Annotated in this window: 11 protein-coding genes; 8 read left to right on the top strand and 3 right to left on the bottom strand. The window is 61.3% G+C overall.

Annotated features, from left to right (window positions below; all coding sequences use genetic code 11):
* Positions 1–4: 4 nt before the first annotated feature.
* Positions 5–391, bottom strand: coding sequence for a nuclear transport factor 2 family protein (locus H281_RS0118455; RefSeq protein ID WP_020068631.1), 387 nt, complete (start codon positions 389–391; stop codon positions 5–7).
* A gap of 582 nt (positions 392–973) precedes the next feature.
* Between H281_RS0118455 and H281_RS0118445 the strand changes: the two genes are divergently transcribed.
* From H281_RS0118445 to H281_RS0118425, 5 genes are all read left to right on the top strand, one after another.
* Positions 974–2,191 carry a diguanylate cyclase domain-containing protein gene (locus H281_RS0118445; protein WP_020068629.1) on the top strand — a complete coding sequence of 406 codons (1,218 nt, stop codon included), beginning with the start codon at positions 974–976 and terminating at the stop codon, positions 2,189–2,191.
* A gap of 620 nt (positions 2,192–2,811) precedes the next feature.
* Positions 2,812–5,202: a HAMP domain-containing protein gene (locus tag H281_RS0118440; protein ID WP_027804737.1), complete on the top strand. Its 2,391-nt coding sequence runs from the start codon at positions 2,812–2,814 to the stop codon at positions 5,200–5,202.
* A gap of 43 nt (positions 5,203–5,245) precedes the next feature.
* Entirely contained in the window at positions 5,246–5,980 is a 735-nt protein-coding gene (locus tag H281_RS0118435; protein ID WP_027804736.1) for a methyl-accepting chemotaxis protein, read from the top strand.
* Positions 5,977–6,516, top strand: coding sequence for a hypothetical protein (locus tag H281_RS0118430; RefSeq protein ID WP_020068626.1), 540 nt, complete (start codon positions 5,977–5,979; stop codon positions 6,514–6,516). Before H281_RS0118435 ends, H281_RS0118430 begins: the two co-directional genes overlap by 4 nt.
* A 28-nt stretch (positions 6,517–6,544) precedes the next feature.
* Positions 6,545–6,910: a response regulator gene (locus tag H281_RS0118425; protein ID WP_020068625.1), complete on the top strand. Its 366-nt coding sequence runs from the start codon at positions 6,545–6,547 to the stop codon at positions 6,908–6,910.
* Between the two features lie 663 nt (positions 6,911–7,573).
* Here the strand turns inward: H281_RS0118425 and H281_RS0118420 are convergent.
* Positions 7,574–8,332, bottom strand: a complete 759-nt coding sequence (locus tag H281_RS0118420) for an SDR family oxidoreductase (protein WP_020068624.1) — start codon at positions 8,330–8,332, stop codon at positions 7,574–7,576.
* Positions 8,333–8,417: 85 nt separating this feature from the next.
* Entirely contained in the window at positions 8,418–9,380 is a 963-nt protein-coding gene (locus H281_RS0118415; protein WP_020068623.1) for a GlxA family transcriptional regulator, read from the bottom strand.
* A 347-nt stretch (positions 9,381–9,727) separates the two neighbouring features.
* Here H281_RS0118415 and H281_RS0118405 point away from each other — a divergent pair, with 347 nt between their 5' ends.
* From H281_RS0118405 to H281_RS0118395, 3 genes are all read left to right on the top strand, one after another.
* Positions 9,728–10,666 (top strand): LysR family transcriptional regulator, encoded by a 939-nt coding sequence (locus H281_RS0118405; protein ID WP_020068621.1) that lies wholly within the window; start codon positions 9,728–9,730, stop codon positions 10,664–10,666.
* 118 nt (positions 10,667–10,784) lie between these two features.
* Entirely contained in the window at positions 10,785–11,978 is a 1,194-nt protein-coding gene (locus H281_RS0118400) for a CaiB/BaiF CoA transferase family protein (RefSeq protein ID WP_020068620.1), read from the top strand.
* Positions 11,979–11,998: 20 nt separating this feature from the next.
* The gene (locus H281_RS0118395) at positions 11,999–12,940 is read left to right on the top strand and encodes a hydroxymethylglutaryl-CoA lyase (protein ID WP_033379619.1); all 942 of its coding nucleotides are present in this window, start codon (positions 11,999–12,001) and stop codon (positions 12,938–12,940) included.
* The last annotated feature ends 32 nt before the right edge of the window (positions 12,941–12,972 follow it).

The raw sequence follows: 12,972 nt of genomic DNA, 5'->3' as shown, positions 1-12,972 counted from the left end.
GAGGCTAGTGGCCGCCTCTCGTTGCCGTATCGAAGAACTCGACAAAACGCGTCAGCAAGCCGTTTTTGAGTGTCATGACGTGAATCCACTCGCTTTCAACGGCTTCGCCCGTCGATCGGATCGTGCCCTTCACGAAGCCTAGTGTGACGACATCGTCCCCCGCGTCGATATATTCGCGCGGTTCGAATACTGCGATGTCGTCGCTTTCCGCGAGCGACTTGAAGAACGCGGAGACCTCGTTCTTGTTGCGGCATTCTCTTGGAAACGGCAGCGACGCGGGTCCAACGACACGCCATTCAACGTCGTCCGCGATGACCTCGAGTATCGCGGGAATGTCGCCCCGCTGAAACGCCTCGTATGCACCTTTGACGACTGAGAGATTCGTGCTCATTGCTGTCTCCTTCAAAAAATCATATGAGCGGACCGGGCTGTTGTTCAGGGCGATCTGCGCCTGCGCTCAACCGCCGGCGTCGGCCAAGGCTGTGCACTAGCGGTCTCGGATCAGGCGTGCGGAGCTTATGAAAAGTCTGTTTGAAGTGCGCCGCAACTGGTTGCGGATTCGCTGGTGGCTCTATGAAAAATAGGCAAAGTTGTCAGCGAAGTGAAGCCTTATTCGCAAGGCCTTGGTAAGCCTTCTTTTGATTAAATGCACCACACACGCACGCCTCGGCAAAGCTGTATGACGTGCACTTCCAAGCATTGTTTGAGCGTCACGCAGGCAGTGCAGGAATAATTCTTCAGTGGAAATTTTCGCCGTTCCCAGTGATCACGTCGCCGCGTTTGCCGGCAGACCGCAACTGCCGTGATGAGCGCAAGGACGCGCGGGCAGCGGGCAGTTCGTCTGTTTGACAAAACGGCGAACGTCGAACGACAAGCGGCCCTGGCGGTCCACTTGCCCACCATGACGAGGACCCGCCACGGCTCTCCAGTATGATTGCAACCTTCCCATCACCCTCACCGCCCTGGAGCTCTTGTGACCGCGCGTCTGTTTCGCTCCGCGAAAGCCGATCGTAACCGTTTCATCGTGCTGTACGTCAGCATGGCCATTGGCTTGCTGGTCGCCGCCGGCCTCTTCGTGTATGAAGCGAGGATCATCGTTGCCGACGGTTTGCGCGACGAAGAAGCGTTTGCCGTGCTCGGCGCAGCCAACCGCGTGCTGCACGATCTGGAGAACGCGGAGACCGGTCAGCGCGGCTATCTGCTGACAGGCGACGAAAGTTACCTCGTACCTTACCGCGAGGGCATTCGTGATCTCGACGACACCGTGCTGCGCTTGCAGCAGGTGGCGGGCGGCGACGAGAGATCTCTCGAACTCGTGCGCCGGGTCGAGCACGCGAAGACCGACAAGGTGACGGAACTTGCGCGCACCATCGAGCTGGCTCGCAGCGGCAATCGTATCGCTGCCGTCGCACTCGTGCAGACGAACGAAGGCAAGCTTTACATGGACGGTCTGCGCCAGGACCTTAGTCTGTTGCTGAACGACTGGCGTGAAAGACGAAGGGTGGCGACAGAAGACGCTCACCAGCGCCTGATGTTCGGAAGCGCTGCGCTAGTTGCTATCGCTGTGCTGGTGTGCTGTCTGATGGGTTATACGGTCTATATACAGCGCCGCGCGTTCGCGAGGGTGCATGCGTATTCGAACGCACTCAATCAGCAGGCGGCGCAGGACACTTTGACGGGACTGCCGAACCGGCGCCGGCTGCTTTCCACCATCGACGCACTTTCGAACGATGCGGCCGCCGCCAAGCGCATCGCGCTGCTGTACCTCGACATAGACGGCTTCAAGAATGTGAATGACGCGATGGGCCACAGCGCCGGCGACGTACTGCTGCGTCGGCTCGCCGAATCGCTGCGCGCGGCGACGCGACAGAACGACATGCTCGCTCGTGTTGGCGGCGACGAGTTCGTTCTACTGGCAACGGATTGCGGTGACGACGCGAAGTTGAGGGAACTCGCCGACCGCCTGCTTTCAAGCGTTCGCGCTGTCGGTGACAAAGAGTATGGCGGTCGTTTTGCGATTGGCGTGAGCATCGGCATCGCCACCTTTCCCGACCGGGTTCAGACCATCGCCGGACTGCTAGACGTTGCGGACGCCGCCATGTATGTGGCCAAGCGCAGCGGCCGCTCCACTTACAGCTTCGGTTCCTCGCCGGGACCGGGGCTTTCGAACGTCGTCAAGCTGACGAGATAACGCGTCGCACGGCGGCAGCCTGTGTTGGCATACCGCCGTCAAAGGTGAGCAATTCCAGGATGGTGAGGAATTCCAGGAGAAGGCATCACCTTTGACCTTCTGCACACAAAGGTGAGACGTTCCAGGAGACGATGCCATGTCCGCAATGGTGAGTCGTCCCAGGATTTACGCCGCACCGTTGAGCGCCCCACGCGGCGTTGTCACCTGGCGTCGCGCGCAAAGGTGAGGAGTTCCAGGAGGTTGCCGCAAAGGTGAGCGATTCCAGGAGGTACCTGACTATCAGACTCGCCTATGTCCGATAGGTGAGGTAGGCGCGCCGCTGTTCGCACCTTTAGCGATGTGGTGAGGATATTCGGGAGAGCCCCAGACTCGATCCCGCCTTCCGCCTTTCGGTTTGATAAATGTCGACACGCGAACGCAACGGACGCCACCCAACGGCATAGCCGCCGAAAACTTGAGAAATAAAAAGTGCGGCTCCGAATGCGAAGTTAAGTCTGTAGTCATCGCTTAGTAACACGGGTCGGCAATACTCGGCAGCGCTGCAAGCAAGATCTCATGTCGCATAAAAAACGCGCTGCTCCAAACGAGGGCAGACGCGAAGGCCAGAACCCGGGGTTCACATGACTATCCGTCATCGCATTACGCTATTGGTTGTTTTAATGTTCGTCGCGTTGTCGGCGATCGGCGGTTACGCCGTCTATCAAACGCGCGGCAGCGCAGCCGAAGTGCGCAAGGTCACCGAAGGCGTAGTGCCCAGCGCGCTGGCTTCCGCCGACCTCGTATCTCAGGTCAAGGACGTTCAGCTCGCCACCATGACGCTTGTCTACGCGCCCGACGGTGCCGTTGTCGCGCAGGCGCAGGACGAACTGAAGAAGAAAAGAATCGCGCTCCAACAGGCGCTCGCCTTGCAGGCGAAAGACGCCGCGAGCCACGCGCAAAAGGGTCTCGTTACGCAGGCCAGCGACAGTCTCGCCAACTACTTCTCCGCGATTGCCGAGACGGCGAAAATGAAAGCCGACGGCAAGAATGAACTCGCGCAGGCCTATCTTTTTGCGAACGTCGCACAGTATCGGGACGAACTCGAAGGTATTGTCGAAACGCTGCGCGTGGAGAAGAACCGCGAGAAAGACGAAGCGATCACGACGCTGAACGCGACACTGGCGACCACGACGACGGCGATTGCTTTCGTGACCGGCATCGCGATTATTCTGCTGACTTCGATCGGCGCTTTGCTCTACCGTCAGATCACGCGGCCGCTCAGCCGCATGCAGGCCATGATGAGCGAGATCGCGTCCAGCCAGGACTTCACGCGCCGCGTGCCGGTGGGGCGGCTCGATGAGATCGGCCATTCGATTGTCGCCTTCAACGGCATGATCGAGAAGATCCAGGAAAGCTCGGCGCAACTCAAACAGAAAACCGCCGACATCCAGGCGATGTTGCAGAACATGCAACAGGGCATCCTGACGGTGATCGACGGCGCCGTGATCCACGCGGAGTACTCGGCGTATCTGGAAGACATCTTCGAGACGAAGGACATTGCCGGGCGCGAACTCATGGACCTCGTGTTCGCAGATACCGATCTGGGCGCCGACGCGTTGTCGCAAGTCGACGCCGCCGCGCATGCGTGCCTTGGCGAAGACTGCATCAACTTCGCGTTCAATCAGCATTTGCTGGTCGGCGAGATTTCGAAGCGCATGCCCGATGGCCGCATGAAAATACTCGACCTGAGCTGGTCGGCAATTACCGACGAAGACGACACCGTTGTTCGCTTGATGCTTTGCGTGCGCGACGTGACCGAATTGCGCAAGCTTGCTGCGGAAGCCAGCGAACAGCGCAGGCGCCTCGACATGATCGGCGAAATCCTGGCGGTCAGCGAAGAGAAGTTCCATCACTTCATCGAGAGTTCGGCTGGTTTTATTAGCGAGAACGAGCGCATCATCCGCAAGCATTCGGAGGCCGACCACGCCGCGATTGCAGAGCTGTTCCGCAATATGCACACCATCAAGGGCAATGCGCGCACGTACAACCTGCAGCATCTGACCGATGTCGTTCACGAAACGGAGCAGAGCTACCACGAGTTGCGCCAGCCCGACGCGGATCGCTCGTGGGATCAGGAGCATCTGATGCGGGAGTTGACGCGTGTGCGCGAGGCTATCGAAAGTTACGCGACTATCAACGAGCAGAGCCTTGGCCGCAAGGGCAAGGCGCAGCGAAACGACGCGGGCAACGCGGGCCGCTATGTCATGGTCGACAAGGAAGAGATGCAGCGCATCGTGAGTCTGCTCGACGAGACGAATGCAAGCGAACTGCACGAACTTCAGGCGATGCAAAAGACACTGCGCCGCAATTTGCTCGCGCTCGGCAGCGAAAGCGTCCGCTATGCGCTGTCGGGCGTGCTGGGCTCGCTGCCGTCGCTCGCGAGCGAATTGGGCAAGCCTGCGCCGTCCGTGCATATCGCCGACAACGGCTACCGGCTGCGTGGCAAGTCGGCCGGCACGCTGAACAACGTCTTCATGCACTTGCTGCGCAACTCGATGGATCACGGCATTGAATCCGCCGAAGCCCGCGCCGCAAAAGGCAAGACGCCGGCTGGCGCGATCTCGATCGAGGTCGGCGTGGATGGCGGCGCATTGCAGATCACGCTCAGCGACGACGGTCGCGGCCTCGCGCTGGAACGCATTCGCGGCATTGCGATGGAGCGCGGCTGGATCGGTCCCGACGAAACGCCGGGCGACGAAGCCATCGCCGAGCTGATCTTCCGTCCGGGCTTTTCGACCGCGGACACCGTCACCGCAGTGTCGGGCCGCGGCGTCGGCATGGATGCCGTGCGCGATTTCCTGAAGCGCGAAAACGGCAGCATCGAACTGCGCTTCACCGACGATCATAAAGGCGCGGCGTTTCGCCAATTCCAAACGATTGTGTGTCTGCCGGACAGCGCCGCCGTCGACACACTCGGCACCGAGTCGCGCAACGAAGACGGCGAAGTTCGCGTCGACGCAGTGACGCGCTGAGCATTTTTGCGCCGCACGCCGCGGCGTCACTCAAGGAATGGTTGTGATTCAACAGTATCTATTGGCGGCGCTGGCGGGCAGCGCCGCGACCGCGTTGCTCGGGGTGGCCACGCATCGGCTGTACGTTACGCGGCTGACCGCAAGGCTGCGTGCGGACGCGCAAGCCCAGATCAATTCGCTCAGGGCCGGGCACGTCGCGCTCGACGCCGCGGCACACGAGCGCGAGCGGGCCGAGCATGAGCTGCAAACGCAGACCGCCCAATTGCGCGCCGAATTGATGGAACGATCGGCAAGCGTCGACGAATTGCGCGCGACGCTCAAAAGCATTACCGAAGACAGGGACCAGTTGGCGCAGCAGGCGCGACAACTTGCCAGCGAAGCCGCGCGCCTGAAAAGCCTGGGCGCTGCGTTCGAGCGTTGGCACGAGCAAATGATCTCGCTGATGACGCAGAACCACGACATGCACGCGAAGAATCAGGAGCTCTCATCCATCGTGCGGCATGTGGTGATCGTGTCGCTGAACGCGTCGATCGAAGCGGCACGCGCGGGTCCCGCCGGCCGCGGCTTTGCGGTGGTGGCGAGCGAAGTGCGCTCGCTCGCCGCGCGTTCCGAGGAATTGTCGAAGAGCTATCGCGACAGCCTGCATCGCAACGACTTGACCACGACTTCCACGTTTCAGGACATTCAGGCCGGCGGCAAGATGATTGCGGCGTCGCTTGCCAGTGTGGAGTCGATGGCCAGTCAGTTTCATTCGAAGCTGGACGAGGTGTCCGCGTGATTACGGCCCACGCCAAGGACAGCTTCGAGCGCATATTTCGCAAGGCCGCGCAGGCGCGCTTGCCGCTGAGTCCAGACGACCAGTGCGAGATCGTCCCGATCGCGCAAGCCGACACAGGCACGGCACACGGCACACAGGTCGTCGTACTGACCATTTCGTCGATCGTGTTCAGGCTGCTGCTGATTCTTCATTTCGACGAAAACGACAGCAACCGCGCGTACTACCTGAAGGAAGCCGACGAGCGGCCGTTTCAGGACGCGTTTCTGGAAATCTGCAATTTGTGTTGCGGCGCGATCAATCAGGAACTGCTGCGCTACTTCCCGGACCTCGGCATGTCGACACCGTATGTGCTGAGCGCGCATTGCCTGCCGCATCTGCATGAGTTGAAGCCGGGGCTGCTGTCTTCGTATTCGGTGATGCTCGGCGGCACCGCGCGGCTTGGGGCGACGCTATGCGTTTGCGCTTATGCGCCTCTCGACTTTGTTGCGGACACGAGCGCCATTGAAGAAACCAGCGGCGAGCTGGAACTGTTTTGATCTCTGACGGATTGATGAAGGGAAAGATATGTCGAAAATTCTGGTAGTGGACGACTCAGGCACGGTGCGCGACGAAGTGGCCGGCTTTCTGAAGAAGAATGGTCTCGATGTGGACACCGCGGTGGACGGCAAAGACGGCCTCGCGAAACTGAAGGCTAGTCCAGGCATCAAGCTCGTGATCAGCGACGTCAACATGCCGAACATGGACGGTCTCACTATGGTCGAGAAGATTCGCGGCGAACTCGCGAACAAGACGGTCAACGTCATCATGTTGACAACGGAAAGCAGTCCGGCGATGAAAGAGCGCGGCAAGGCGGCGGGTGTCAAAGGCTGGATCGTGAAGCCGTTCAAAGGCGACGCGGTTCTCGAGACGTTCCGCAAGCTTGCGAGTTGATGCACGAGCGCGACGGGAAAGGTGAGGCTTTTCGGGAGCGAGTCGGCGGCGGCTCGAAACGCTCGGCTAGCTCCGCTTCTTGCTGCAAAAACCGCAAAAATTCGCTAGACGTCCAGCCGACGCGGTAATGCAAGAGAGCTCTTCGTCGCGTGTCGCCCGCGCAAAGGTGAGGGAATTCGGGAGTAGTTGGGACGTTGCATCGACCGTGAGCGGCCGAACTCAAACCGCCTCACCGTTCATGTAGTCGCACGATTCGCTGCCGACGACTCCTTCTCTATCGAATCGGGTACCGCGCCGTCTTACCTGGGTATCCAGATTGTTCGCGCATCCGAAAGGTGAGAGTTTTCGGGAATCGTCTGTTTCGGGCAACCGGTGCCCCGCCCAGTATGGCTTTGCAGCCTGTCCCTTACTGCGAAAGGTGAGTGTTTTCGGGAGTTCGGAAAACGGCGACACCTGCGAAGTGTTGATCGCTTCGTACCGAAGGTGAGGTTTTTCGGGAGTGCGAGCTTCGCCTCCGAATCGTCGGCAAGCAGCGAAGCAACGGGCAAGAATCCTCGAATAAAGAGCGTGATTCGCGCGATGACCCCGTCGCCAAGCCACGGGAATCATCGCCCCATGCACGCAAAGGTGAGGTTTTTCGGGAGCGACGATGCGCGCTACACGTCAAGCCGACTTCGCGATTTCGCGAATGTCGGCCACTGGCGTTTCACCGAATGCATCGCTAAGTGCGTAGTCGAGCAACTGAGCCGCGCATTGCTCGGGCGTGGAAAGCTGACCGGTGCGCTTGAGGTCCTCGAACTTCTCACGCATGGGGAATTGTTCGACGCCGGTTCCGCGAATCTCCGCCTGCATGTTCGTATCGATCACACCTGGTGCAAGACTGCAGATCCGCAACGCGCGGTTCGCGTCGAGCGAGACAGCGCGCGCATGGTGATCGAGCGCCGCCTTCGTCGCGCAGTAGATGCTCCAGCCGGCGTAAGCGTTGCGCGCCGCGCCGCTCGAAATATGCACGATGCGCCGATCGCTCGCGTGCGGACTCGCGGCGGCGAGTGCGCTCGTCAGCATCAACGGCGTTGCCACGTTGAGGCTGACGGCAGTCGCGATGTCCACCACGTCCTGCCCCTCGATCGGACCGATTGGCTGCACCATGCCCGCGTTGTTGATCAGCAGGACAGTGTCTGCGCCGCTGACGAATGCGCGCAAAGCATCGGTCGTCAGCCATTCAGCAACGCATGCTGTATCGGCGAGTGCGAGTTCGGTTTCTTCTAGAAGCGTGGGAAAGCGCTGTTTGAGCGATGCATGACGCGAGCGCGATAGACCGAGCACCGCGATATCGCGTGCAAGCAGTTGTTCAGCGAGCGCCGCGCCAAGGCCGCGTGTGTGTCCAGTGACGATCGCGCGAATCGGAGAAGAGGGGTTCATGTCGTTCCTTGAGCGTTGGCTTGAGCAGAGCGTTATCTTCTCACGCATGATTTGCGCGCGCAGCGGCGCCGCTCATCGACGGTGATCAGGTGGCCCGAAAGCGCTCACGATATTGCATCGGCGTTGCGCCGATTCTTTTCATGAAGACGATCCGCATGCGCTCGGCCGTGCCGAAACCGCAATCGTAGGCGATCGTCTTTAGCGCAGCGCCGCTGCTTTCCAGCAGCTTGCGCGCTGCATCCACACGCGCGCGCTCGACAAACTCATGCGGCGTCACGCCCGTTTCCTGCACGAACACGCGCGCGAAATTACGGGCGCTCATTCCGGCGACGTCGGCGAGTTCTTTGACCGTAAAGCCTTCGTGGATGCGCTCCATGACATGCGCCTGGACTTTTGCGACCGGCGATGTTTCGTCGGCGGGTGCCGTGAGGTACGGGCTGAATTGCGACTGACCGCCTTGCCGCTGCGCGAAAACGACAAGCCGCTTCGCCACTGCGAGTGCAATGTGCGAACCATGGTCTTCGGCGACGAGTGCGAGCGACAGATCGATGCCCGCAGTCACGCCCGCCGACGTCACGAGTTGGCCATCGCGCAAATAAATGCGGTCGTAATCGACGCGCGCTTTCGGAAACTGGGTGGCGAGTTGGGCCGCGTGTTGCCAATGTGTCGTGACGTTGCGTGCATCGAGCAGGCCCGCATGTCCAAGCGCGAAAGCGCCGGTGCAAATGGAACCGTAACGCGCGCATCGAGGCGCGACGTCGGTCAACCAGTCGAGCAGCGGTGCAGCGGGCGGCTCGCCTTCGGGCAGTGCAGGGCCGCCCGCGACCAACGCGAGATCGAACGGCTCGCGAGCGTGATCGAACGTGGCGTCGGCGATTAACGTCATGCCGTTCGACGCGCGCAGCGGCGCTTGCTTTGCGCTCAGCAGTGTGACCTCGTAGCGCTCCTCTGGCGTGACGAAGCGGTTCGCTTCCGAGAACACATCGACAGGCCCGGCAACGTCGAGCGCCTGCACGCCGGGGAAAATCGCTATCGCGACGGTGGGCATCGAATGATTCCTTTGACGATGGGCGAACTGCGAGAGCCTTGGCAGCCGACGCCGTGCGGTTGGCCGCGTTCGACCGGTCGCGGCGCTTATCGCAACAAGCGCGTTGGTGAATACTGAGGCCGAGGGAACGACCATGAGGCCCCGCGGAATGACCGGCGATCCAGCATACCAAACGCGCTTTAGCGCTGCACGGCAAGCGGCTCTGTTGATTCGCACAATCACAGACCCGACTCATGGCCATGAATGTCCGCGTTGCCGCTGGGCGATCTCACCACGATAATTCAGGGCTCGGGCTGCGCGGCCGCATATGGGATGATTAGCACTAACCGAACTGCCGGCGCCGCGCCATGGTGATCAAGAACCTTCTTCGTAAGCTCGACCTTACGACCCTTCAGCTGTTCCTTGCCGTCTACGAGGAAGGCACGCTCACGCGCGCCGCGGAGCGCGAGGCGATTGCCGTTTCGGCAGCGAGCAAGCGCCTGCTCGAATTGGAGCAGGCGGTCGGCGCCACGCTGTTCCAGCGCAACGCGCGCGGCATGACGCTCACGCCGGCCGGCGAAACGCTGCTGCATCACGCACGGCGCGTGATGCGCGACATCGAAAACATCGGCATTGAACTCGCGGGACACGCGAGCGGCGTGCGTGGTTACGTGCGAATGATGGCGAACCTGTCGGCGATCGTCGAATTCTTGCCCGAAGATTTACGCGCGTTCCAGCTGGAGCACGAGCGTGTGAAGCTCGATCTGGAAGAGCGGCCGAGCGGTGGCGTGGTCGAAGCGGTGGATGACAGCCTGGCCGATCTCGGCATATGTTCCGGCGACGCCGACACGCGCGACTTGCACGTCGAGCACTATCGGCACGATTCGCTCGTGCTCGTGATGCGGGACGATCATCCGTTGGCTACGCGCAAAAGCGTCGCGTTCGATGAAACGCTCGACGGAGATCACGTCGGCTTGCACGCCGCGAGTTCCATCAACGCGCGCACGCATATGGCCGCGCGCCAGGCCGGCAAGCCATTGCGGCTGCGAATCCATGTGCCGGGTTTCGACGCGGTTTGCCGGATGGTACAGGCAGGCATGGGCGTCGGCGTATTGCCGCAAAAGGTTTATGAACTCATGGGCCGCCCGCTTGGACTGGTCGGTGCGCCACTCGAAGACGAGTGGTCGGAACGCAGCCTCGTGCTGGTCGTGCGCGACGTCGATGCATTGTCGCCGGTGAGCCGTCTGCTGTTCGAGCATCTGCGTTCGGTGGAAGCGAAGGACAACGCGCGAACCGCGGCGACTTAATCCGCGCCTCGCGGGAGCGTTCGCCGTTCGCGAACGGTCGTTGGCGAATTGCGGTTGGACGCCGCCGCGGCATGCCTGCAAGCTGTCTCTCAACAGAAAACTGCTATGGAGACAGCACATGAGTGGACCCCTTCAGGGTATCCGCGTCGTCGAGATCGGAACTCTCATTGCTGCGCCGTTCGCCGCGCGCCTCATGGGCGAGTTCGGCGCCGACGTGGTCAAGATCGAAGCGCCTGAAACGGGCGATCCGCTTCGCAAATGGCGCAAGCTGCACGAGGGCACATCGCTCTGGTGGTATCTTCAGTCGCGCAACAAAAAATCGGTTTGCGTGAATCTCAAATCGGCCGATGGTGTCGAGATCGTGAAGCGGCTCGCGGCCGAGGCCGATGTCATCATCGAAAATCTGCGTCCGGGCGCGCTCGAAAAGCTCGGCATCGGCTGGGACGTGCTGCACGCGATCAACCCCAAGCTGACGATGGTCCGTATCTCCGGCTATGGACAGTCTGGTCCGTATCGCGACAGGCCGGGCTTTGGCGCAATCGGCGAGGCGATGGGCGGCATCCGCTACACGACGGGCGAAGTGGACGGCGCGCCGGCGCGCGTCGGCGTGAGTCTCGGCGATTCGCTCGCGTCGCTGCACGGCGTGATCGGCGCGTTGATGTCCTTGCTTCGCGTGAAGACGGGACAGGGCGAGGGCCAGGTGGTCGATGTGTCGCTCGTCGAAAGCGTTTTCAATCTGATGGAAAGCCTCGTGCCCGAGTACGACCTGCTCGGTCACGTTCGCGAGCGCAGCGGCGGCGCCTTGCCCGGCATTGCGCCGTCCAACACGTATCCCACCGAAGACGACGGTTACGTGGTGATTGCAGGCAACAGCGATCCGATTTTCCGGCGGCTGATGCAGGCGATCGGCCGCGCCGATCTCGCCGACGATCCAGCATTAGCTCACAACGACGGCCGCGCCAGGCATTGCGCGATGCTGGACGAGGCCATCGCCGCATGGACCTCTCACCATTCCACCAACGACGTGCTGGCCGCGCTGGAACGCGCCGAAGTGCCTGCGGGACGCATCTATTCAGTCGCGGACATCATGTCCGATCCGCACTACCAGGCGCGTGACATGTTGTTGCAGGCGCAACTGCCTGGCGGTGCATCGGTGAAGATGCCGGGCATCGTGCCGAAGCTGTCGGACACGCCGGGGGAAGTGCGCTGGCAAGGTCCCACGCTTGGCGAACATACCGGCAGCGTGCTGAGCGAACTCGGATTTGCAACCGAAGAAATCGAGCGGCTTCGCCGCGAAGGAGCCGTGCAATGAGCCGAGCATCGAACGGTGTCATGGACACCAAAACTGCCGACAAACTGATTGTCCAGGAAGTCGCGCCGCGCGACGGCTTGCAGATCGAACCCACTTGGGTCGATACCGCCGACAAGATCGCGTTGATCAACGCGCTTTCGACGGCGGGCTTCACGCGGATCGAGGCCGGTTCGTTCGTATCGCCGAAAGCGATTCCGGCGTTGCGTGATGGCGAGGCGGTATTTCAGCAGATCGAGCGCCATGCGGGCGTGATCTATGTCGCGCTGGTGCCCAACCTCAAGGGCGCCGAGCGCGCGCTGGCTGCGAAGGCGGATGAACTGAACCTCGTGATGTCGGCAAGTCAGACGCACAACCGCGCGAATATGCGCATGAGTTGCGAGTCGTCGCTGACGGCGTTTGGGGACATCGTGCGTCATGTGAAAGATTCGGGCGTATTGCTCAACGCTTCCGTAGCGACTGCGTTCGGCTGTCCATTCGAAGGCACGATCGACGAGGACCGCGTGGTCGGCATTGTCGATACATATCGCGAGATGGGCATACAGGGCATCACGCTCGCGGATACGACCGGCATGGCGAATCCGCGCCAGGTGACGCGGCTCGTAACGCGGGTGCTTGAACGCGTGACGCCTTCCGCGCTCACGCTCCACTTTCACAATACGCGCGGACTTGGGCTCGCCAACGTGCTGGCTGCGTATGAAGCCGGCGCACGTCGTTTCGACGCCGCGTTGGGCGGCCTTGGCGGTTGTCCGTTCGCGCCGGGTGCATCCGGCAACATCTGTACGGAAGACCTCGTGAATCTGTGCGACGGAATGGGCATCCCGACCGGCATCGATCTTGAGAAGCTGCTCGCGTTGTCGCGGGCACTGCCGGATCTGCTCGGCCATGACGTGCCCGGGCAGGTGGCGAAGGCCGGACGCAACAGCGACCTGCATCCCGTGCCGGACTACGTGCTGCAAATCTAACTTTCCTTGATCCACTAAACGACCGGACGGCA

This window comes from Paraburkholderia caledonica, from assembly GCF_000383275.1.
Classification (GTDB): domain Bacteria; phylum Pseudomonadota; class Gammaproteobacteria; order Burkholderiales; family Burkholderiaceae; genus Paraburkholderia; species Paraburkholderia caledonica.
This window is presented reverse-complemented; position numbering and strand designations above follow the sequence as displayed.